This is a genomic window from Verrucosispora sp. CNZ293 (assembly GCF_002754655.1).
The window spans coordinates 1319019-1340701 of sequence record NZ_PEFR01000001.1 but is presented as its reverse complement, the minus strand read 5'-3'; the positions used below and the strand labels follow the sequence as shown (position 1 = coordinate 1340701).

The following is a 21683-nucleotide window of genomic DNA, read 5'->3' as shown; positions in this document are numbered from 1 at the left end:
TGGTGAGGTGGCGGTCGGGTGGTCAGGCGCTGGTGCCGAAGTAGCGCTTGTTCTTGGTGGCGATGGCGGACCAGTCGGCGTCGTGCGGGAAGCGCACGACGTCCCAGCCCATGTCGAACAGACGCTCCTCCGCCTCGCGGTCGCGTTCGGCGACCGACTCGTGCTCGTGGACCGGTCCGTCGACGAACACGGCGACGTTCGCCCCGGGTAGCCGGTAGACGTAGTCGGGGCGGGCCAGCGCCTCGGTGACGAAGACCTGCGCGTCGTCCGGCAGCCGCAGGCCGCGTTCCTTCAGCCAGGCGATCAGCTTCCCCTCCAGCTTGGTGTCCGACCGCGCGGTGAGTCGTTCGAGCTGCTCGGTGCGGGACTCGCCCTCGCCGGTGGTCCGGGCCGCCGCAGCGGCGAACCGTAGCAGCAGATCGCGGATCAGGTGCCTGTTGATCGACTGGTGGTTGAGCTGGTTGCCGTAGGTCAGCAGGCACTCGTAGCAGCCCCAGGCGCACGGCCGGTCCTTGTGCGGTCCACCCCGGTCGGTGCCGTCCGGGTCGAAGTGGCAGATGTCCAGCGCCGTGGCGGCGGCCCGGGCCAGCGCCGCCGGGTCCGACTGCATGAGCCGCAGCACGCCGGCGCCGCCCTCGGCCGCCTCGGTGAAGAGCATCCGGTCGCGGGGCCCGTCGTCCGGCGGGAGCAGTTCGGTGGTGAGTTCCGAGTCCTCCAGCTCGAAGGCCGCCTCGATGCCCCGTTCGAGCGCGTACATCAGGGTGAGGGCGACGTCGTACTCCATCGGCTCGTCGAGCTTGAGCACGAGGATGTTCCGGCGGTCCTCGACGTACGGGATGACCCGCTTCTTGCGCCGCTTCTCGTTGCCGTCGGCGTCGACCACCGGCATCTCGCTGGAGTCGCCGGACGCCTCGCCGGCGTCACGTTCGTTCATCCACCGCCCATCGGCAGGGTCGAGCCAGAAGCCGTCCGGCTCGTCCTGCTTGGCGCGGACCCGACCGACGTTGGTGATCCGGACGGTCGCCGAATCGCCGTACGAGAGAGTGGCGAGCCGGTCGTCGCCGTTCGAGACGACCGCGTCCTGCCGGCCGGCCCGGGCACCGTGGTCCTGGAAGCGGTACGACGTCACCAGTCGGAAGCCGGCCCGGCGCCGCTCCTCCTCGTCCGAGGAGATCCGTTCCCGGCGCTTGGTGTAGACGGTATGCAGGTGCAGCAGGCCGTAGGTGGTGTCACCGAGCGGCTCGCCGCACATCTCGCAGCGGACCGCGCCGTTGCGGGCGTCATGGTGGTAACCGCAGCTGGTGCACCGCCGGGCCTGGCTCGTCACCACCTCGCCAGCCGCGTCCGGCGGCAACTGGATGCGGGTGACCTGGTAGCGGGCACCCTCGTGGTAGATGAGCGCGCCCGGCCCGAACTCCCGGATCGCCAGGAACCGGGGACGCTGCAGGTAGTCACCGTCACCGGAGCGGCGGCCGGTGGTCGGCACATAGGCGGCGAGCGGCAGACGGGGGAACGAGTAGCCCGGCAGGAAGCCCTCGCTGGCCAGGTAGCGGTACGGGTTGAAGTCCGACAGGACCGACCGGTTCTCCACCGTCTCGTTCTTGAGCAGGTTGAGCTGCGTCTCGGCCTCCTTGCGTCGCCCGACGGCGATCCGCCGGTCGCGCTCGGAGAGCGTGTGGTCCAGGACGCGCCGGTTCTGTTCGGCCTGGTCGACGAGCGCCGCCCGGAACAGGTCCCGCCAGCGGTCGAACGCCTGGTTGAACCGCTCCGGTGTGGTCCGGACGGTGTCCTCGATCCAGTTGTCGTCCCACCAGGTCGACTTCTCGAACTCGGGCACCAGCGCGGCGAACACCCGCCGGGCCGCGTCCATGGCCCGCGCCTGCGCGTGCGAGTCGCGCAGGGCCGCCTCCATGTGATCGTGCAGCTTCAACGCCGGATCGGGGCGGCGGCTGTCCTCCAGGTAGCTGATGTCGATGGTCTCGGGAATCGCCCGGCCCAGCTTGAGGCCCGCCTCGGCCAGCCAGGTGGCGTGCACGTGCGAGCGCACCAGGTCCTCGTTGGCCAGGTCCAACCTCGGCGGCGCCACCGCACCCGCCACCATCCGGTCGGAACGCCGGAAGTAGTACTGGTCGTGGCTGTTGCCGGTAGCGCAGTAGGTGGTGACCAGCGCCGGCTGCCCGGACCGGCCGGCACGGCCGCTGCGCTGGGCGTAGTTCGCCGGGGTGGGCGGGACGTTGCGCATCATGACGGCGTTGAGCTCGGAGATGTCGACGCCGAGTTCCATCGTCGGGGAGCAGTAGAGCAGCTTCAGCTCGGCCTTGCGGAATGCCTCCTCGCGCCGCTCCCGTTCCATCGGATCGACCTGGGCCGTGTGTTCCCGCGCGGTCAGGCCGGCGAGCGTTCCGGCGGCCGTCTTGTACAGCTCGCGGAAGAAGGTATTGACCCGCGGCCCGTCGCCGCTGGCGTAGGTCCGCGTCAGCGGGTCGTGGCTGCCGGTCTCACCCGTCCCGGCCCGCCAGACGAGAGCGGCTGCCGAGACCTGGTAGCCGGTCGCCGGGGTGCCGGCCGAACGTCGGAACCGACCGGCGCGTTCCGGCACCTGGGTGACCTCGGTGACCTGGCCGCCCCGCTTGAGCACCTCCAACAGGTCGGCGATCAACTCCTGGGCGTCGGTCCACGACAACTCGGGGAAGTGGACCCGGCGCAGGTACTTGCCGACCTTGCCCCGTCCGGAGAGGAACAGATTCGACCGGTCCAGGCCACGACCCGAAGGCTGCGGGTAGGCCGCACCGACCTTCGGCTTGTCGCCGGCGGAGAGCACCCAGGGGTCGACGAGGCGTTCCTCGCTGGCCCGCTGGAGGGAGTCGAAGTCGTCGCGGAAGTACTGGACGTCGATCGCCAGCCCGCGGCGCATCTCGTCCAGCAGCACCCGCATGATCTCTTTGCGGTCCTCCGGCTCGGCGTCGCGGAGCTTCTCGTGGGTGCCCGACCAGCGGTCCTGCTTCTCGGCGAGCCAGGTCAGGTCCTGATAGTCAATCTTCAGCAGACCGGTCTGCTCGAGGTTGGGCATGGTGATGCGCCAGCCGCGTTCCAGATCGAGATACAGGCGGAACGCGACGACGTCCCGGAGCGTCTTCGCCGCCAGGTTCGCCAGCGACGGCGGGAGGTCGGCTTCCCGTGCGTAGTCGCCGAGACTCAGCCCAAGCGCGGCGGTGACCCGCGCGGCGAGTTCCTCGTGGGTGATGCCCTCGTCGCCCGCTTCGACCACCGCTCGGTAGAGGGCGCCGCGAAGCTGCGTGACCTGCACGAAGTCGTTGAAGTGACCGGCCTGCAGCGATGCGTCCTGGCGGTTGTCGACGAACGTGAGCAGCTTGCGGGCCTTCTTGTTCAGCGCTTCCGGCGGCGCCTGCATCAGCGACCGGACGATGGAGGCCGACACCAGCGAGGTCGCCGAGGAACGGCCCTCCTGGTCCAGCGTCGCGAGCTTGGCGAAGTCCTTCCCCCTGGTCTGCTCGTAGCTCACCCCGCAGTGCAGGCAGAAGAGGAATGGAGACGGGATGAAGGCGGCCTTCAGGTTGCCGTGCCCCTCCCAGCCCTGTGGGTTCACGGTGATGGCCTGCGGCAGCCGCTGCCGGTAGTTAGTGCGGACCACCTCACGCCCGCCAGCGTCGACCTCCAGCCACGATTCCGGGATCCGGCGGGCCTCGATCGCCTCCTCCTCGTTGGCTGGCCACGGGCGGTCCGAGTTGATGTATAGGTAGCCGTCGTCCCCAGATCCGCCGGTCGCGGCGGTGTCCCGGCGCGGCGCGTACACGACCTTGCCGTCCTTCCCGGACCGCCACACGGTCAGGTACTCCTGACCGCACTCACGGCAGAAGGCCAGCGGCAGGAGGATCTTGCTGTCGGAGCCGGGCAGGACAAGCTGGTATTCACGGGTGAGGTGTCGGGTGAGCTCGTCCTCCAGGGTTACGTAGACGGTGTCCCCCTTGGAGAGGAACTGGTGCAGCCGGAACGCGAAGAGCGGCCGCTCCGTCACCGGATCCCGAGCCTCCGAGCCGGCCTTGAGCGTGGCCCGGATCGCCTGGGCACAGTCGGCGGCGGTCAGGTCGATCTGCCGCGCCAGCTCCAGGGCGGCATCCTCGATCTTGGCCGGCTTCTGCCGCACAAGCTGGCCGGTGACCGGATCGGTGGCGAGCCCGAACCGCGTCTCGATCCAGCGGGCCAACGGATCGTTCACCAGGTCCGCGTACGCCCGGGGCGCGCCGGGCGCCCGCAACCGCTCCGCCGGCACCGTGTCGGGTGCCTCGGCCGTCGCCCGGATCAGCGTCTCGCCGATGACGTTGCGGCTACTGACCTCGGTGCCGAACAGGGTGGTGGCCACCCCCGCCACCGCATCGCGCTGGTCGTCGAGGGTGCCCTCGGTCGACATGGTGGCGGAGGTGCCGATGCACTGCAGGTCGGTCGCCTGGCATGCCTCCCGAACCCGGCGGATCAGCAGGGCCACGTCGGCGCCCTGCCGGCCGCGGTAGGTGTGCAGCTCGTCGAAGACGAGAAACTCCAACCCACGGGCCATCTTGATCAGCGACCGGCGGTCGTCCGGCCGGGTGAGCATCAGCTCGAGCATCACGTAGTTGGTGAGCAGGATGTCCGGTGGGTTGTCGCGGATCGCCTTGCGGCGCTCGTCGCTCTCCTGCCCGGTGTACCGGGCGTAGGTCACCGGCTCACGGCCCGGCCCGTACCCGTCGCAGAGGTACTTGTCGAGCTCCTTGAGCTGACTGTTGGCCAGCGCGTTCATCGGGTAGACGATGATCGCTCGAACGCGCTTCTGGGGCTTCGCGCCCTCCTGCTCGCGCGCCTTGAGCACCTTGTCGACGATCGGAACGATGTACGCCAGTGACTTGCCGGACCCGGTGCCGGTGGTGAGGACGTAGGAGGCACCCGACTGTGCCTTCTCGATGGCCTCCCGCTGGTGCCGATGCAGGTTCAGCGGCCGTCCGTCGCAGACCGTGCCGCCCTCGGTCTTGTCCTTCTGGAAGATGCGTGCGCACTCCGGGTGCAGCACGCCCTCGTTGGCGAGTTCGAGGGTGCTGCCGCCGGAGGCGAAGAACGGGTTCAGCGACAGCCAGGGGTCAGGCCACTGCGATTTCGCATCGAGGTCTCGCTCGACGAAATCGGCGATCCGGTCGTCGCGGATGATCGTGCCGCCCTCGGTGAAGGCCCGGTAGTCGGTGATCAGCTTCCGGTGCACCCCGAAGACATCCATGCCCGACGCTGGACCGGTCATGACCGTCTGTTCGGAAGCCGCAGGCTGGGCGGGGGCACCGAACGTGTAGGCGCTGCGGAAGTGACCGACCGGATTGAAGTCGTCCCAGCCGGGAACCTTGTCCTCCCCCGCCGTCAGCGGCAGCAGCGCTTCCCGGACGGCCACGGCGTCCTCCGGTCGCAGCGCCGGGTCCTTGGCAAGCAGACGTTCGATGAGTCGCTCAAGGACCGGCGGAACGTCGGAACGCAGCACACGCACCGGTGGCGGCGGCTCCTCCAGGTGCTTCTGGCCCACCTCGTGGGCAGAGCCGCTGTGGAACGGCGGGACGCCAGTGAGCAGCTCGAACAGGACGCAGCCCAGCGCGTAAAGGTCGGCTGCCTGGGTGACCGAGGACGCCCGGAACTGTTCGGGGGCCATGTAGCGGGCGGTACCCACCGTGACGCCGGTACTGGTGAGCCGCTCGGCCTCGTCAGCGTCGACGATCCGGCCCATGCCGAAGTCGAGAACCTTGACGAGGCCACCGCGCAGGAGCATCACATTCGACGGCTTGAGGTCGCGATGAATCACCCCAGCGGTGTGTGCCGCGGCGAGAGCCGCGGCGATCTGGGCGCCCACCGCGGCGACCCACGGAATCGGCAGTTGTGGCTGCTCGGAGATCAGGTCCCGAAGCGTCTCGCCGTCGAGGAACTCCATGGCGATGTACGGAAGCCCGGAGGTATCGACGCCACCGGCGATCGAACGCGGCAGGTTCGGGTGGGTGAGCCGGCGCATGATGCGTGTTTCGCGTTCGAACCGCTGCACCGCCTTGCTGTCTGCGGTCGAATCGATGACCGCGCCGGTCCGGCTGCGGAGGATCTGCTTGACCGCCACCACCCGGTCCGGCGAGCCCTCCGGTGCCTGCAGGTCCTCCGCCCGGTGGACCTCGCCCATGTTGCCTCGGCCCAGCGCGTTCAGCAGCCGGAACCTGTTCGCCACCAGTTCCATCTCCACGGCCAATCCCCACGTCCCCACTAGCCGCCGTTACCTCTGTCTGCCCTACGAGACACCGCTCGGGTCAGGACTCGCCGTCGCTGCTCATGCCAACTCACCTGCTCCTATGCCTTCGTCGAAGCAAGGAGTATGCCCGGCGGCCTGCACCCTCGTATTCCTCCACTCAGCTGAGATGATCAACCGATCTTCACGGACCGCTCCCAGTCGTTCACTTGTGGTTCGACTGGAAAGCGCGCTTGGATGCTCGTCCTGTCGCGCGCAGCGTCTGACAGGCCTGCCAGATTTACGCGAAAGCCTCCGAATTGCCCAGGCCGCTGTCGGGTATCCGACGTGGTGCGACCTCATTGGTCGCCACTCTCAGGACGGATACTGCCCTGGGCAAGGCCATCGGCGGTGAGCTGCACCAACTCCGCCCCCAGCGTCGCCGCCTGCCGCATCGCCGTCTCGAACGCATCCAGCCGCCGGAACGCCTCCCCGTGCACCCGCTGCTCCTCCAGCGGCAACCGCCGCACCAACGCCCGCCGGATGTCGAATCGCAGCGTGCCGGACAGGCTCGACGCCTGCTTCTCGTTGGCCGTGTTGCGCAGCTGCCCAGCCAGAAACCACGGGTCCAGTGCCGCCGGGTTGGGCCGCAGCAGATACATGTTCGCCCCGAGCACCGCCCTTTCTTCGGTCATGACCCGGGCGGTGATCCGCCGGGCCACCACCGGCACGACGACGTCCCCGGGCGCGAGCTCGATCGGCTCCCCCGCCGGCCGATCACCGCGCGATGACGGCCCGGTCCCCTCGAGGACGTCCTGCGCGCTAAGCACCGGAAGCTCCCAATGACTGTCGGCGCCGCGCGTGGCGCGTACCGGCCCGAGCATCTGCACCGCCCCGCTCCGGACCAGCTCGGCGACCGGGACGACGAGCGTCGTGCCCACCTCAGGCACGGCGCTGACCTGCGGGATCAGCGTCGGCAGTTCCCGCACGACGGCGGCGAGCCGCTCCCTGGTGCGTACCATCCGCTCCCCCGTCCGCTCGCCCCCGCTGGCGGGTTGGCGACGCGCGGGCGTGAGGTCGACGTCCTCGTCAAGCAGCTCGATCACCGGGACCGCACGAGCGAAGCCAGCCTCGTCGACGTCGGTGTCGAGGGCGTCAGTGAAGGCCGCCCAGGTAGCGAGAATCCGGGCAGCCAGCTCGGCCAAGTCCCCGTCGGCCGCATCAACCAGCAGGGTCCGCGCCGGTGGCGAGGTGTCCGGGACCGGACGCCGCAGCACCCACAGATGCAGGGGTACGCCGTGCGGCGCGGCCACCCCGCTGGGCAGCGCGATGACGGCGCGGAGTGCCCCGCGGCGCAGCAGTTCGGCGCGGATCCGCCGGCCGGTGCGGCGCCCCGCGGCGGTCGGCGGCATGAGGAGTACGGCGTGCCCGCCAGCTTTCAGGTGCGCCAGGCAGTGCTGGACCCAGGCCAACTCCGGTTCGGTCCGTGGTGGCACCCCGGCGTACTCCCAGCGCGGGTCGTAGGCCAGTTCCTCGTGCCCCCAGGTGGTAACGCCGAACGGCGGGTGGCAGACGACGGCATCCACGGTGCGGCCGGGAAAGGCGTCGGCGCGTAACGAGTCGCCGGGGCGGACCTCGCCCGGGACGTCGCGCAGCGCGAGCCAGAGCCCGGCGAGGGTAGCAAGATCCTGGTCGAGCTCCTGACCGTACGCCTCGGTGCAGCCGGCGCGGACCGCAGCCCGCAGGGTGGCGCCCGAGCCCGCGGCCGGGTCGAGGATGGTGCCGCCGTCGGCCTTGGCGAGCTGAACCATGAGGTCGGCCAGCTCATCCGGTGTCGCCCAGGGCCGGCCGGGGGCGGGTGCGGAAAAGCGCTGCCACAGCTCGTCGAAGGCCGCCGGTGGCGTGAGCTCGTCGACGAGAGCGTCGATGTCGGGCAGCAGCGGCTTGACGGCCGGGTCGATCTCGACACCGCTGGGACGTTTCCCGCACTGTCGACTGAGGAGATGGGTGCCGACGCTCGCGAGCGCGACGGCCGGGTGCTCGGTGGCGGCGGCGAGATGTCGCCACAGTCGCTCGGCGCGGGACAGCTCGGGGAGCTTGCCCTGCTCGCGAAGCCAGATCTCGACCTCACCGAGGTCGAACTCCGGGCTGGCTGCCGTGCCGCCGACGGGGGTCGGAAATTCGGGGTGGCGTTTACGCCAATTGCTGACGGCAGCGCGGCCGACCCCGGCGAGCCGGGCAATCTCCGCTGCCGTGATGGTCGGGTTCACCTGCACTTCCGTAGTGTGCCACACGTGTCAAGCGCGACCGCTGTTGACACTGTTCACAGGCTGTGCTCTCATTGACGCCGCACCGGTCAAATCAGGAGGACAACGATGCGTAAGACCACTACGTTCGCTTTGCTCGCCACAGCTCTCATCGCGTTGGGCTGCGGCGCCGGCGCCACCGACGAGCCCGGCAACGCCGGCAATAGCGACACCACCGCCAGGAGTGAGGACAAGCCCAAGACCGCGAAGATCGGCCAGGCCGTTCGGGACGGAAAGTTCGAGTTCACGGTGAAGTCGAACAAGTGCGGTGTCCGCAAGGTCGGTTCCGACCTGCTCGGCGACAAGGCCCAGGGCCAGTTCTGCCTGGTGACGGTCAACGTCAAGAACATCGGCAAGGAACCGCAGACGCTGATCGACAGCAGCCAGAAGGCGTACGACGCCGACGGCACCGAGTACTCCACCGACTCGGAGGCCGCGATCTACGCCAACGAGGACCAGCAGACCCTGTTCAACGAGATCAACCCCGGCAACCAGGTCACCGGCGTCCTCGTCTTCGACATCCCGAAGAAGGTCAAGCTCACCAAGCTCGAACTGCACGACTCGCCGTTCTCCGGCGGCGTCGAGGTCGCGCTCAGCTGACTCCTCCATGCGTCGGGGCGAGCCTCCCCGCCCGCCCCGACTGTTCACTACTCTCACCGTTCACATCGGGAGTACGCCATGACCGATCCGTCCGCGCCCAGACCGCCCGCCCAGCCCACCGATTCGCCGCAGGCGAACCAGTCTTCGCCCACACCGCCAGCCGGCCCGGTGCCCACCCCTGATCCGTCGTTCTCGTCCAGGGTCACGGCGGCGGAGGCCGTCAGCCCGCCGAAGCGTCCAACCGCTCAGCTCTGGATCCTCGGCGGGGCGGCTCTGGTCATCACCCTCACCGCCGGCATCGCCATCGGAGGTGCCGCGGCCAGCAACGGTGACCAGCCCGCCAGCGTGAGCAGCTCCGCATCGGCCGCACCGAGGAGCCCCGCTGCCACGAGAACCGCGCCAACGCACACCGCTGCCCCCGCGACCGCAGCCCCTGCCTTTCACACGCCCACCACGAAAGACTTCAAGCTCGGCGTGAAGATCCTTAGCAAGCAGTGCTTCGGCAGCGCCGGATGCAACATCAACTACCGGATCGACGTCACCTATCTCGGCGGCGAACTGGATCCGTCGAGGACCTACGAGATCACCTACGAGGTCACCGGAGCCGAAGACCCGATCATCAACACCCTTGAGGTCACCGGTGACTCCGCTTCGGTACAGGAGGAAGAGAGCGCCGGCACGAAGCGCTCCAGCGACAAGCTGACCGCCGTCGTCGCCGACATCTCCGAGTCGTAGCGGACCAAAGTTCGACAATTGCGCCGACCTGATCCGCCTAAGACATCAGCTTTGCCGTGCCGGGGCGAGCCCACCGTCTCGCTCCGGCGCCCCTTCCCATCCCTCGCGAGACGTCAGGGGGCGTCGTGCGTACCGATGAGATCCTGCATGTCCTGGACCTGCTCCCCGCTCCCCTGCGCGAGCGCACCACCGCCCTGCGGTACCTACACCGCTGGCAAGCCGGCCAAACCGAGGCGATGCCGGCCGGCTGGGAACTGCGTCCACGTCGGTGGTCGCCGCAGCCCACCCTCGTCCGCCTGGCACAGCTCGTGGCCCGGCGGCCTGATCTGTCCTTCACGCACGTGAAGGCGCACACCGGCCACGCGCTCAACGAGGCGGCCGACGCCCTGTCGCACACGGCCCGCCGTCGGCTCGGCGAGGTCTTCGACGTACGCCCACGGGCACACGACCTGGTCGACGCGTTCCTGCGTGACTGGCACGCCACATGCTGACCGCGTCGATCACGGGGAGAGGGATGTCGAACGACCACGGCCCGGTGTCACCGCCCGACGACCTGCCCGACCCGCCGCGAACCAGTGAGCAGGCCTCGTGCCATCTCGTCACGCGCCGGTACGTGCAGCAACGCATCGCCGCGCTGCCCGCCGGCCCGGAAGCGCAGGAGTTCCGGCGGCGTGTCCTGCTGGAGATCTTCGACGAACTCACCGCGCAGGGTCATCCCGAGCCGCTGACGCTGCTCGCCGCCGTGCTGGGCATCCCGGTCGACACCCTCGTCTCCCACCTACGCGCCGCCCGCCGCCCCTGGGACCAGACCCGGTGACCGTAACCGCGTCCGGTGGGCCTGCCTGCGCCTTTCGTCAGTCGACTTGGGGTCTACTCGGCGTTGCCGGTCGTGGCCTCGGATCCAGTTGGTTTCCTGGAACTCGTGCCAGCGCTCTCGTCCTTGTCGGCCGCCTCGATGGGGGCACCGGGCCGCCGTTGTAGCTCCTCGCGTTCAGCGTCCGGGATCGTCATCGACTCGGCAAGCACGGCGGCAAGCGCGTCCACCTCGCCGTTGTCGATGTCGGCGCGGAAGAGCCATCGGATGTTCTCGTCGCGCGTGATGAGGTCGATGGCCAGGCGTCCGCTCTTGTCCTGTGTGGTCGCCGCCCGGACGTACCGGACCTGGTCAAGCGAGATGTCCCGCCGGATTTCGCCTTGCTCGAGGAAGGCCTGTGTCCTAGCCGTGATGATGCGGCGATCAGTGATGGCGACCAGAGTGTTGGCCGGCGGCTTGTCCCTCGCTGCCACCAGCATCTCCTTCGCGCCGCTGAAGATCGCGGAAACCGGGTCGAGTGGATCCATCTCGTCGGGGAAGCCGAGGACACGGAGGGTCTCAGCGTCCTCGGTGAACCATCGCAGGATGCGCAGGTACGGCTTGAGATCTAGCGATGTGGGTGCGCAGACGACGCCCGGGCCCTCGAGCGGAGGAGCCGGCGGATGAAGCGCATCGGCAAGAGGCTCGATCGCCTCGAGCAGACGGGTGGAGATTTGACGGGCCGCATTCGAGTCGCTCCGCTTCCCCAACAGTGGCAGTGTGTCGCGTCCGGGAAGTTCGGCGATGATGCGTAGCTCCCGCCTCAGCGAGTCGACGAGGCTGGTCGTCTCGGCAAGAGAGGACTCGAGTTCTTTGCCGGTCTCGCGCGCGATGATGTCGACGAGGCGTGCCTCGTCGGCGTCGTCGGATCCGGCGGTCCGTGCTCGCGCCGCATGTAGCGCCTGATACCCGGTCCATGCCTTGAGGGAAGACAGGAGGGCGTTGGCGTCGAAGAAGATTGCGGAGGCGTTCGCCTGGAGGTACTCACGCCGGCCGTGCGGGTCGGGTTGTTGAATCCGTGCGATGTGGTCGCGGACGTTCTGTCGGTACAGCTCGACTTGTTTACCCAGGTCCGCCTCCTTGTCCGCGACCTTGTGCCACAAGGAGGCGGGTACCGATTCGACCTCTCGCGCGTGGTCGATCGCGCGGTCGATGGTGGCGACGAGCCCTGTCAGTTCGGCCCACTGCTCGTTACGGATCGTGGTGAGGACCTGGCTCGTCAGCGCGATGTTGGTCCGAACGAGGCCGGTGACCTTACTCAGCTGCATCTGAAGGGCGATCATGGCCAGTACCGGCCCGATCGCGACCGCGATCTGCGCCGCGCTCACCGCAGTCACGGGGATGAAGCGGGCCTGAGCGACGAAGCGACCGGAGGAGATGACTGTGCCAAGGTTCGCGCCATCCTTGACCGCGAGCGTTCCGCCGGTCTTCAGTATCGCCTGCGTCGCGTCGCTGATCCGGTAAAGTCCCTGCACGCTGCCGAATGCGTTTCCGAGGTTGCCGGCCACCGTCGCCGTGTTACCGATCGAGGCGAGGAACGTGGAGATCTGCTTGCGGTCCGCGGCTGGCACGAGCCCAAAGTCGATCAAGTCGAGCTTGAGTTCCGCCGGAACCTCACCGAAGACGACAGCAACCCCGGGGAGCACTTCCGCCACGACCGTCGATGCCGCGGTCGGGTCGATGTCCGAGTTGGCTGTCGGATCGTCCACAGTGGCGGCACCGGCGTCGTCACTGTGGCAGGTCTCCTCAGGCTCAGCGATCTCCATCGAGCTCGAAGGGTCCGGCATTCGATCTCCTCCCACCGGGGGCACGCAACGGCCGGAGGCCGTCATGTTCACTGCCGAAGCCTACGGCTCGACGCCCCGCGGTTCACTGGCAATCCACGTCCCTGCGGTGGCACCGGTCCCGAACGCTATGCCCCGGGGTGAGGATCGTGCGGACGGGCGTTCCAGTGGCTGACCGGCGTGCGGGACTCTGCCTGGCAGGCGCTGTCGCCCTTGCCCTCTTCGGCTGCGTTGGCGGTGATGGGCAACCGACCGAAAGAACCACAAGCGTGAGCCCGCCACTGGTCCGGACCGACCGGGAGCCGATCGCCAAGCGGTTTCCGTAGCTCGGCGAATTCGTCGAGGTGCACTGGCAGGCGTCGACGGCCGGTGCGGCAGATCCTCGGGTACCCGGCCCGACCGACACCCGCATCGCAGCCGTCGTGGTCCTGCGTGCCGCCACTCTGGTGGCGACCGTCAAACGGCACGAGTGGAGCCCGGCGCCGGCCGGGTGGGAGGAGGTGCTGAGCGCCGAGCTACGCCCGTTCCTGCCCGAGGGCGGCACCTGGCACGTGACCGACCAGTACGCCAAGGACGTGCGGACCTCGAAGTACAGCGGCGTCGTCTACCTCGACACGGGCGACCGGCACGGTGTTTCTCCGCGTCATCGACAGCTGACACTCAGCGCGGTGTTCGGTCGTGCTGTTTACCAAATGGGTCAGGGTGTTCGCGGTTAGCCGGTGCGGTCGGTCGCTGGAGCCTTGGCCGCCGATCCGTACGACCGCTCGACCGGGTAGCGTCGAGCGGCCTCGGTCAACTTGTCGCTGGCGGCCGCCACCGGGTCGATGCCCAGGATGTCGCACAGCCGGGCGAGATAGATCATGACGTCACCGATCTCGGCGCGCACCCGTGCGCCATGCTCGGGGTCTGCCATCACCTGTGTGGATTCCTCCGGAGTGAGCCACTGGAACTCCGCGACCAGCTCGCCCACCTCGCCGGCGAGTGCCATCGCCAGGTTCTTCGGGGTATGGAACCGTTGCCAGTCACGCTCGTCGGCGAACTGGCGCAGCCGGTACACGAGGTCGGCCAACCCGGGGTCGTTCGGTTCGTGCGCCACGGGCCGAACCTACCGTCGAACGCTGACCCGGCAGGTCCGAGGACCGGGTCGGTGGCGAGCGCACCGGACACGCTGGCGGCTTCTGTCGGACCGGTGTCGTAGCGTGGGCCGATGACCGACATGGTGGCGATCGTCCGGCGGGCCTGCCTGCGGCTTCCCGAGGTCAGCGAGCGGCTCAGTCACGGCACCCCGACCTGGTTCGTCCGGGGCAAGAGGTCGTTCGCCACCGTCTGGCCGGACGGCCATCACCAGGACGATTTCGCCCACCTGTGGTGTGCCGCGCCGTCGGGTGCGGCCGTCGAGTTGATCGCGGAGAATCCGCAGACCTACTTCCGCCCGCCCTATGTGGGGCATCGCGGCTGGGTCGGCGTACGCCTCGACAGCGGCATCGGCGAGGCCGAGCTGGCCGAGGTCATCGAGGACGGCTACCGGGCGGTGGCGCCTCGGGCCCTGCTCGCCCGGCTCGACACGCCCTGAGGGTGGGGACAACCAGACCGACGCCCGACGTCGGGCCGGAAGCAGTTGCAGATCACTACAACCTGGGAGACAGCGTGTCGGGTCGGTTCGTGTACTGGATGAACGTGTCTGTCGATCTGCGGATCGAGCGCGCCCTGAATGAGCAGGGCGGCGGCGACTGGATGCGCATCGGGGAGCCGTTGCACCGGGAGTTCAACGCGCGGGCGCGGGCGATGTCGCTGATGGTCGAGGGCCGCACGATCTATGAGACGATGGAGGCGTTCTGGCCGGCCGCCCGCGACGACGAATCTCTGCCGGACTACCTGCGTGAGTACGGCGAGATCTGGACCTCGATGCCCAAGGTGCTCGTCTCCCGCACCCGCGCCGACACCGGGCACAACACCCGGGTCATCGGTGGTGACGACGCGGTCGAGCAACTCGCGCGGCTGCGGGAGCAGACCGCCGGCGACATCGGGGTCGGCGGCGCCACCCTGGCCACCAGCCTGCTGCGGGCCGGGTTGCTCGACGAACTGCTGCTCTTCACCCACCCCGTCGTACTCGGCACCGGTCGGCCGCTGTTCGACGCGCATGACGAACCGGTCCAGCTCGACCTGATCGAGCAGGCGTCGTTCGATCAGGGCGTCACGATGCACCGGTACGCGGTACGGGGCGCCCGCAACACCGCCGGATCGTCTGACGGGCCGCACTGAGCCGTCGATCCGACAGGCACCGCCCTCAGCCGCTGAGGGCGGTTTTTCCTGCGTGGACAATGCTTTCGCTGCTGGATCCGAAAGTTCCCCTGAATCTGGCAGAAGCCATAGACACATCGACATCGCTTTTGTTAGCTTCACCCCGGATGTTACGACGCGGTGAACCGCCACAGGGGCCAGCGCCTCGATCGTGACCTCCGACGGCCCCTCGGACACCTACCCCAACCTCCAGTTTCCGCGCCCGCACCGCCTACCGGCGGTTCAACGGGCCGTTCGGTGCTGCCCGACATCCGGAGGAGAAGCCCAGATCCCGCACGTCCCGACCTGCCCGACCCGTCCTCACACCAAGGAGAGGCAGTTGAAGAGACGACTCGCGCTCGCCGTGGCGGGCCTGACGACCATCACGCTCGTCGCCCCGCCCGCCAGCTCGATGGCCGCGCCGACCACCCCCACGGCCGCGCCCGGCACCACAAGCCCCCCACCCGACACGGCCTTCCAGAAGGTCACCCTCAACGACCGCCCCGGCGAGCCGATGGACCTCGCCGTCCTGCCCGACGGCCGGGTGCTGCACGTGACCCGCGCCGGAGTGGTGTGGCTGCACAACCCCGACACCGGCCGCAACACGATCGCCGCGACCCTGGACGTCTACCAGCACGACGAGGAGGGTCTGCAGAACGTCGCGATCGACCCGAACTTCGGCCGGGGCGGCAACAACTGGGTCTACCTGTACTACTCGCCGCCGATGAACACTCCTGTCGACGATCCGTCCACGCCGGACGTCAACGAGGGTGACGCGCCGGTCTGGGGCACCGAGGAGGAACTCGCGCCGTTCGAGGGCGTCATTCGACTGTCCCGGTTCCGCCTGGTCAAGGACACCTTGGACCTGCGCAGCGAGCAGCAGATCCTCGACGTGCCGGTGGACCGGGGCATCTGCTGCCACGTCGGCGGGGACATCGTCTTCGACGCCAAGGGCAACCTGTACCTGTCCACCGGGGACGACACGAACCCGTTCGAGTCCGGTGGCTACGCCCCGATCGACGAGCGGCCGGGGCGCAACCCCGCGTACGACGCGCAGCGCACCTCGGCCAACACCAACGACCTGCGCGGCAAGATCCTGCGGATCAAGGTCGGCGCCAACGGCAGGTACAGCATCCCCAAGGGGAACCTGTTCAAGCCCGGCACGCGCGGCACCCGGCCGGAGATCTACCTGATGGGCCTGCGTAACCCGTTCCGAATCGAACTGGACCGCAAGACCGACGACCTGTACGTCGCCGACTACTCACCGGACGCCGGCCAGCCCGATCCGCTGCGCGGACCGGCGGGACACGGCAAGTGGTTCGTGGCGCGCAAGGCCGGCAACCACGGCTGGCCCTACTGCATCACCCCGCAACTGCCGTACCGGGACTACGACTTCGCCACCGAGGAGTCGGCCGCGCAGTTCGACTGCGCGGCACCGGTGAACGAGTCGCCGAACAACACCGGGCTGCGGAAGCTGCCAGCGACGCAGCAGCCGGACGTGTGGTACGGCTACGGCCTGTCCCCCGAGTTCCCGGAGCTGGGCACCGGCGGCATCGGTCCGATGGCCGGTCCCGCGTACCGCTTCGACCGCTCCACCACCCGGGGCCGCAACCCGGTGGCGTGGCCGGCGTACTACGACGGCAAGCCGCTGTTCTACGAGTGGACCCGCGACTACGTCAAGGCGTTCCAGCTCGACCGGCGCGGCAAGCTCAGCGGAATCGAGCCGGTGCTGCCCTCGGTGGTCTTCGACAACCCGATGGACCTGGAGTTCGGCCGGGACGGCGCGCTCTACGCCCTGGAGTACGGCGACGGCTTCTTCAGCGAGAACCCGGAGGCGCAGCTGACCCGGATCGACCACATCGGCTGGGACGGCAACCGCAGCCCGGTCCCGTCGGTCTCGGCCAGCCAGACCGCGGGTCTTGCCCCGTTGACCGTGGAGTTCTCAAGCGAGGGCACCGCCGACCCGGACGGCGACCGACTGCGGTACGAGTGGTACCTGGACGACGACAACCGGGTCGACTCGCGGTCGGCGAACCCGACGTTCACCTACCGCGAGAACGGCAGCTACGAGGCGACGCTCAAGGTGACCGACCAGAAGGGGCGTTCGGCGTCGGCGTCGGTGCGCGTCGTGGTCGGCAACGCCGAGCCGGTGGTCGAGCTGATCGCGCCGGTCGAGGGTCAACCCTTCGCCTTCGGCGACACCATCCGGTACGAGGTCCAGGTCACCGACGATCAACCGGTCGACTGTGCCCGGGTCAGTGTGACGTACATCCTCGGCCACGACGACCACGGCCACCCGCAGACCACCGCCAACGGCTGCACCGGCTCGATCCTGACCACCGTGCCCTCCGGTCACGACCCGGAGACCGACAACCTGTCCGCCGTGTTCGTCGCCTCCTACACCGACCCCGGTGACGACGGCCTGCCGCCGCTGACCGGGACCGACCAGGTCGTCCTGGTTCCGGGCGTGTAGACCCACGAGAGGAGTCATCATGTGTTACGGCTATGACGGGATGGCCGCCCTGCGGCGTTCCGTCCTCGACCGGCGGGGCCTGCTACGCGGCTCGGTTGCCGCGATGGCCGGTGTCGGCCTCGCCACGGCGGGCGTCGGCGCGACAGCCGCCGCCGCCAAGCCCGGCCACGGGCACGGGCACGGGCACGGGCACGGGCACGGGCACGGGCACGGGCACGGGCACGGGCACGGGCACGGGCACGGGCATGCTGGCCGGCGGCGGGTGCCGCCGGGGCTGATCAGCATCCAGTTGTGGACGGTCCGCGACGCGTTGAACGGCGAGCCGGGGTACGACGCCACACTGCGGCACCTCGCCCGGATCGGCTACCCGAAGGTGGAGCTGGCACTCGGCTACTTCGGCCGCAACGCCGCCCAGCTGCGTCGCTTCCTGGACAGCATCTGTGTCAAGGCGACGTCCAGCCACGACGGGATCAGCGAAACTCCCGCCGCGCTACAGGAGAAGATCCGCAACGCGGTCACGCTCGGGCAGAAGTTCATGGTGGTGCCCTACCTCTACTCGGAGAACGCCGACGACTGGAAGCGGTGGGCGGAGCAGATGAACGTGGAGGCCGCCGCAGCGGCCCGAGCGGGTCTGCGGTACGGCTACCACAACCACGCCCACGAGTTCACAATCGACCTCGGCGACGGTCGGACCCCGTGGGACATCCTGACCGAGGAGCTGGACCCCCGGCTCGTCCACCTGGAGATCGACATCTACTGGGCGGTCACCGGCGGCATCGAGTCCGGTGACGGTGTGACGGACCCCGAGGGCTTCACCCTGGACGTCATCCGCTCCGCTCCGCAGCGGGTGCTCCAGTACCACGTCAAGGACCGGCACGCCGCCGACGGCGACATGGCCGACCTGGGCACCGGGATGATCGATTTCGCCCGGATCTTCCGGAAGCACTCGGTGCTGGAGTACATCGTGGAGAACGACACTCCCGACGTGACGCCGCAACGCACCGCCGAGGTCGGCTACCGCTACCTGCGTAATCTGCGGTACTGACGGTCTCGTCGCCGATCGATCGGGGGTCAGGGTCGACAGCCGTCGACCCTGACCCCCACGGTCAGTGGGCGTTCCGGAAGGTCAGGCGACGCAGCAGCGTCCTGGCCGAGGTGGCCGAGACCGGCGTCACCGGCCTGCGCGGCGACCTGATCGAGGCGCTGGGCCAACTCGTCGCCTGGATCGTCAGCCCCGTCGGCACCGCCGCCACCAGGATCCTGGCCGAGCGGCACAGCCACCCCGACCTGGCCGAAACCCTCTACAGCCGGGTCTTCGACGTCCGGGGCGGCACCTTCACCAGCACCGTGCTGCGGCACTGCGCCGACCGGGGACAACTCGACCCCGCGCTGCTCACCCCGGTGGTGGTGGACATCGGCGAGGCAATGACCCTGAAACGGTTGCTGGACGACGGTGCCCCGCCGGACGGGCAGACCCTCGCGGCCATCGTCGACCAGGCGATCCGGCCCGCCGTCGGCTACCCACCACCGGCCGCGCCGGAGAAGCCCGAGACCGGTCGGCGTCGCACCAGCCCTTGACGCCACCGGGCCGGAGCACCTCGGCGATCGGCAGTTGCTCGACCAACCACCGTGGCTCCCCGGATAGCCACCGGCGCAGCGCAGCGGCGGCCCGCGCTCCGGCTACCACAACCTGCGTAACCCGCGGTACTAACGTTCTGGATGACGCCCCTTTCTCAGCTGCCGGAATGGCGTTTCGGTGGACATGGGTACGCGACACGCGCCTTTAGCCTGCCAGGGTGGAAGAACGGTGGAGCGTCGTGGTGGGGCTGCTGATCGGCGCGGGGAGCATGCTTTTGTCCGCGATGCAGGTCTACTATGCACGCAAATCTTTCCGGTCAGGCGCAGTGCGGCGGCAGGCAATCGAGGTGCCCGAAATGGCCACCGACCAGGCCGAGACCAGCGGCATCTCCGACAACAGCCTCGTCTTCCGCTCGGTCTGGGGCCCCATCCTGTCCGGCTGGGGTGGCGGACTGCTCGCCGCGCCCACCAGCCACCTCGGTACACGACAGGTAGGCGTACTGATGATGCTCGTCGGTCTGTCCGTCATGGCACCGATGGCCCTGTCCAGATGGGGCCGGCAATTCGTCACGCTCTACGGTCTGACGATCATCGGGAGCGTCGGGCTTTACTTCACATTCGGCTTCTGGGCGCCGGTCGCCATGTCCCTGATGCTCGTGGGACTGTCGGAGTTACTACGCATCGAGTTGAACGATCCCGCCATCGGTGCGTTGGTGGGAGTACTCGGTGGCGCGATCTTCTACATCACCGGCACTTTCGACTGGATCGGCCTCGTGGTCGCTATCGTGATCTTCGTCCTCGCTGCCATGATCACGTTCGCGGTCGTCAAGGACTGCCTCAAGGAATCCGAGGATCCTGACAGTCTTGAATACGATTCCGGCGAGCAGGACCAGGATTGGGCGGACCCCGCCGCTGAGGCTGATGCTGATGCTGATGGTCCGGCGAGAAGAACAGCAGCGGAAGTGGATTCACCGGAGTGAGATGCCGCTCGATGCGGGCAACCTTCGCCCACGCTTCGGGCCGATTGCCGATGCAGGTCGACTAACGCAGCCGGCGGGCGGGGAAGCGGGTGGGTGGGTCGGCGATGGCGGCCTGGGCGGCCACCAGCTGGAGTTCCCGGGTGCCGGCCGCCAGGGTGGCCTCCAGCACCGCGAAGATCGAGGCGGTGGTGCGTTCCAGCGCCGTGGCGGGCGAACCGGTCGTGGACAGGTGCGCCAGGTACAGGGCGGCGGTGACGTCGCCACCACCGTTGGGGGTGATCGGCAGCAGCGGGGTGGTCACCGCCCAGGCACCGGCGTCCGAGACGGCCACCACCTCCAGCGAGCCCGCCGGCAGGTCGCCGTGCAGCACGCTTGTCACCAGGACGTGCCGGGGCCCGGTGTCGCGTACCGCGTCGACGGCGGTCAGCAGGTCGTCGATCGTGTTCGTCGAACGGCCGGCGAGGAACTCCAGCTCGAACTGGTTGGGGGTGACGATGTCCGCGCGGGGCACCACCACGTCGCGCAGGTACTCCGGGATGCCGGGCCGGACGAACATGCCCCGGCCGACGTCGCCCATCACCGGGTCGCAGCAGTAGAGCGCGTCCGGGTTGGCGGTCTTGACCAGGGTCACCGCGTCGAGGATCACCGCGCCCATCGCCGGGTCTCCCTGGTAGCCGGAGAGCACCGCGTCGGCGTCGCCGAGCACGCCACGGTCGGCGATGCCGGCGATCACCTCGGCGACGTCGGCGGGAGCGAGCAGCGGTCCCCGCCACGCGCCGTACCCGGTGTGGTTGGAGAAGTGCACGGTCAGCACCGGCCAGACCTCGTGGCCGAGCCGCTGCAACGGGAACACCGCCGCCGAGTTGCCGACGTGACCGTAGGCGACCGAGGACTGGATGGACAGGATCTTCACCGTCTCATCATGGCGGTCGGTGACCCTCGATGTGGCCGGGGGCAGCGACTCAGCGCCTCGGCATGGTCAGCACGATCCGGCCGTCGGCCCGACCGGCTGCCTGTCTGGTCCACGCGTCGGCGACGTCGGCAAGTGGCACGGTCTCGTGGGTCGCGGCGAGCCGACCGGCGGCGACGTGGTCGGCGATCTCCCGGATCGCCCGCGCCCGCTGCGCCGGGTCGAGTTCGTTGTTGGTGTAGCCGAGGATGCGCAGCGAGCGGCTGCGCAGCGTCGCGGAGTCGAATGGTGCCTGGTCGCCGGCCGAGCTGCCCAGGTTGACCAGCCGGCCGTGCGCGGCGAGGGTACGCAGTGCCGCGGCGGCCGGCACGCCGAACAGCGGGTCGAGCACGACGTCCGCTGGCCCGTCGCAGGCGTCGACAAGCCGGCCGGCGAGGGTGTCCACGTCGTCGGTGTCGGTGAGGGGCACGACGGCGTCGGCCCCCAGCAGGCGGGCCCGTTCCCGGGCGGCGAGCGACCGGGCCGCCGCGACGACCCGCCGGGCACCGTGCAGCCGGGCAAGTTGCACGGCCGCCTGACCGACGACGCCGCCGGCACCGAGGATCACCACCTGCTCCCCCGGACTCAGCTCACCGCGCCAGGTGAGCGCCATCAGGGCGGCGACCGCGGAGAGCCCGAGGGCCGCCAGGATGGTGTCGACGCCGTCGGGCAGAGCGACGACGTCGGCGTACGGCACGACGCAGTGTTCGGCCATGCTGCCGTCACCGGGACGCATGCCGGCCGGCGTGGCGAACCACACGGGCGTGCCGTCGTCCAGGTGGCCGACACCCTGAACCCCGGGCACGTACGGGGTGGCCGGCGTGCCGAAGTACGAGGTGCCGGTGGCGCAGAGGACGTCCAACGGAGTGATCGGGGCGGCGGCCATCCGGACCCGCACCTGCCCGTCGCC

17 protein-coding genes are annotated in these 21683 nt (G+C 69.2%); 11 read left to right on the top strand and 6 right to left on the bottom strand.

Features of this window, described 5'->3' with window-relative positions; genetic code table 11:
• Positions 1 to 22: 22 nt before the first annotated feature.
• Together CLT74_RS06135 and CLT74_RS06130 are read right to left on the bottom strand one after the other, a co-directional pair.
• Positions 23 to 6247, bottom strand: coding sequence for a protein kinase domain-containing protein (locus CLT74_RS06135; RefSeq protein ID WP_099851396.1), 6225 nt, complete (start codon positions 6245 to 6247; stop codon positions 23 to 25).
• Positions 6248 to 6594: 347 nt separating this feature from the next.
• Positions 6595 to 8511: an N-6 DNA methylase gene (locus tag CLT74_RS06130; protein ID WP_099845679.1), complete on the bottom strand. Its 1917-nt coding sequence runs from the start codon at positions 8509 to 8511 to the stop codon at positions 6595 to 6597.
• A 99-nt stretch (positions 8512 to 8610) separates the two neighbouring features.
• On the opposite strand from CLT74_RS06130, the gene CLT74_RS06125 reads away from it, so the two are divergent.
• The 4 genes from CLT74_RS06125 (at position 8611) to CLT74_RS06110 (ending at position 10693) form a co-directional block, all read left to right on the top strand.
• Complete coding sequence (locus CLT74_RS06125) at positions 8611 to 9141, top strand: DUF4352 domain-containing protein (RefSeq protein WP_099845678.1); 531 nt, start codon at positions 8611 to 8613, stop codon at positions 9139 to 9141.
• A gap of 78 nt (positions 9142 to 9219) precedes the next feature.
• Positions 9220 to 9876, top strand: coding sequence for a hypothetical protein (locus CLT74_RS30155; RefSeq protein ID WP_143697084.1), 657 nt, complete (start codon positions 9220 to 9222; stop codon positions 9874 to 9876).
• 125 nt (positions 9877 to 10001) lie between these two features.
• Positions 10002 to 10367, top strand: a complete 366-nt coding sequence (locus CLT74_RS06115; protein ID WP_099845676.1) for an RNase H family protein — start codon at positions 10002 to 10004, stop codon at positions 10365 to 10367.
• A 23-nt stretch (positions 10368 to 10390) separates the two neighbouring features.
• Entirely contained in the window at positions 10391 to 10693 is a 303-nt protein-coding gene (locus CLT74_RS06110; protein ID WP_099845675.1) for a hypothetical protein, read from the top strand.
• A 53-nt stretch (positions 10694 to 10746) separates the two neighbouring features.
• On the opposite strand, the gene CLT74_RS06105 is transcribed toward CLT74_RS06110, so the two are convergent.
• The gene (locus tag CLT74_RS06105) at positions 10747 to 12495 is read right to left on the bottom strand and encodes a hypothetical protein (RefSeq protein WP_199172123.1); all 1749 of its coding nucleotides are present in this window, start codon (positions 12493 to 12495) and stop codon (positions 10747 to 10749) included.
• Between the two features lie 362 nt (positions 12496 to 12857).
• Between CLT74_RS06105 and CLT74_RS31155 the strand changes: the two genes are divergently transcribed.
• Entirely contained in the window at positions 12858 to 13229 is a 372-nt protein-coding gene (locus tag CLT74_RS31155) for a hypothetical protein (protein WP_486582034.1), read from the top strand.
• Here CLT74_RS31155 and CLT74_RS06095 read toward each other — a convergent pair.
• Positions 13226 to 13609, bottom strand: coding sequence for a nucleotide pyrophosphohydrolase (locus tag CLT74_RS06095; RefSeq protein ID WP_486582033.1), 384 nt, complete (start codon positions 13607 to 13609; stop codon positions 13226 to 13228). The genes CLT74_RS31155 and CLT74_RS06095 overlap by 4 nt on opposite strands.
• A 111-nt stretch (positions 13610 to 13720) precedes the next feature.
• Here CLT74_RS06095 and CLT74_RS06090 point away from each other — a divergent pair, with 111 nt between their 5' ends.
• From CLT74_RS06090 to CLT74_RS06065, 6 genes are all read left to right on the top strand, one after another.
• Complete coding sequence (locus CLT74_RS06090) at positions 13721 to 14086, top strand: MmcQ/YjbR family DNA-binding protein (protein WP_099845673.1); 366 nt, start codon at positions 13721 to 13723, stop codon at positions 14084 to 14086.
• A gap of 74 nt (positions 14087 to 14160) precedes the next feature.
• On the top strand, positions 14161 to 14775 hold the full coding sequence (locus CLT74_RS06085) for a dihydrofolate reductase family protein (protein WP_099845672.1): 615 nt from the start codon (positions 14161 to 14163) through the stop codon (positions 14773 to 14775).
• 358 nt (positions 14776 to 15133) lie between these two features.
• Positions 15134 to 17266 carry a PQQ-dependent sugar dehydrogenase gene (locus tag CLT74_RS06080; RefSeq protein WP_486582032.1) on the top strand — a complete coding sequence of 711 codons (2133 nt, stop codon included), beginning with the start codon at positions 15134 to 15136 and terminating at the stop codon, positions 17264 to 17266.
• A gap of 19 nt (positions 17267 to 17285) precedes the next feature.
• Positions 17286 to 18311 carry a sugar phosphate isomerase/epimerase family protein gene (locus CLT74_RS06075; RefSeq protein WP_099845671.1) on the top strand — a complete coding sequence of 342 codons (1026 nt, stop codon included), beginning with the start codon at positions 17286 to 17288 and terminating at the stop codon, positions 18309 to 18311.
• Positions 18312 to 18421: 110 nt separating this feature from the next.
• The gene (locus CLT74_RS06070) at positions 18422 to 18844 is read left to right on the top strand and encodes a TetR-like C-terminal domain-containing protein (protein WP_199172122.1); all 423 of its coding nucleotides are present in this window, start codon (positions 18422 to 18424) and stop codon (positions 18842 to 18844) included.
• A gap of 218 nt (positions 18845 to 19062) precedes the next feature.
• A complete protein-coding gene (locus CLT74_RS06065) occupies positions 19063 to 19824 on the top strand; it encodes a hypothetical protein (RefSeq protein ID WP_143697082.1) in 762 nt (253 codons plus the stop codon).
• Between the two features lie 61 nt (positions 19825 to 19885).
• Here the strand turns inward: CLT74_RS06065 and pdxY are convergent, their stop codons facing one another.
• Both pdxY and CLT74_RS06055 read right to left on the bottom strand, forming a co-directional pair.
• On the bottom strand, positions 19886 to 20737 hold the full coding sequence (pdxY, locus tag CLT74_RS06060; RefSeq protein WP_099845668.1) for a pyridoxal kinase PdxY: 852 nt from the start codon (positions 20735 to 20737) through the stop codon (positions 19886 to 19888).
• A 49-nt stretch (positions 20738 to 20786) separates the two neighbouring features.
• The gene (locus CLT74_RS06055; protein ID WP_486582031.1) at positions 20787 to 21659 is read right to left on the bottom strand and encodes a quinone oxidoreductase family protein; all 873 of its coding nucleotides are present in this window, start codon (positions 21657 to 21659) and stop codon (positions 20787 to 20789) included.
• Positions 21660 to 21683 lie beyond the last annotated feature (24 nt).

Coding starts and splice junctions, on each gene's coding strand:
- CLT74_RS06110 (WP_099845675.1), top strand. CDS start 10,391: ATGTCGAACGACCACGGCCCGGTGTCACCGCCCGACGACCTGCCCGAC.
- CLT74_RS06090 (WP_099845673.1), top strand. CDS start 13,721: ATGACCGACATGGTGGCGATCGTCCGGCGGGCCTGCCTGCGGCTTCCC.
- CLT74_RS06135 (WP_099851396.1), bottom strand. CDS start 6,247: ATGGAACTGGTGGCGAACAGGTTCCGGCTGCTGAACGCGCTGGGCCGA.
- CLT74_RS06055 (WP_486582031.1), bottom strand. CDS start 21,659: ATGGCCGCCGCCCCGATCACTCCGTTGGACGTCCTCTGCGCCACCGGC.
- CLT74_RS06075 (WP_099845671.1), top strand. CDS start 17,286: ATGTGTTACGGCTATGACGGGATGGCCGCCCTGCGGCGTTCCGTCCTC.
- CLT74_RS06125 (WP_099845678.1), top strand. CDS start 8,611: ATGCGTAAGACCACTACGTTCGCTTTGCTCGCCACAGCTCTCATCGCG.
- CLT74_RS30155 (WP_143697084.1), top strand. CDS start 9,220: ATGACCGATCCGTCCGCGCCCAGACCGCCCGCCCAGCCCACCGATTCG.
- CLT74_RS06105 (WP_199172123.1), bottom strand. CDS start 12,495: ATGGAGATCGCTGAGCCTGAGGAGACCTGCCACAGTGACGACGCCGGT.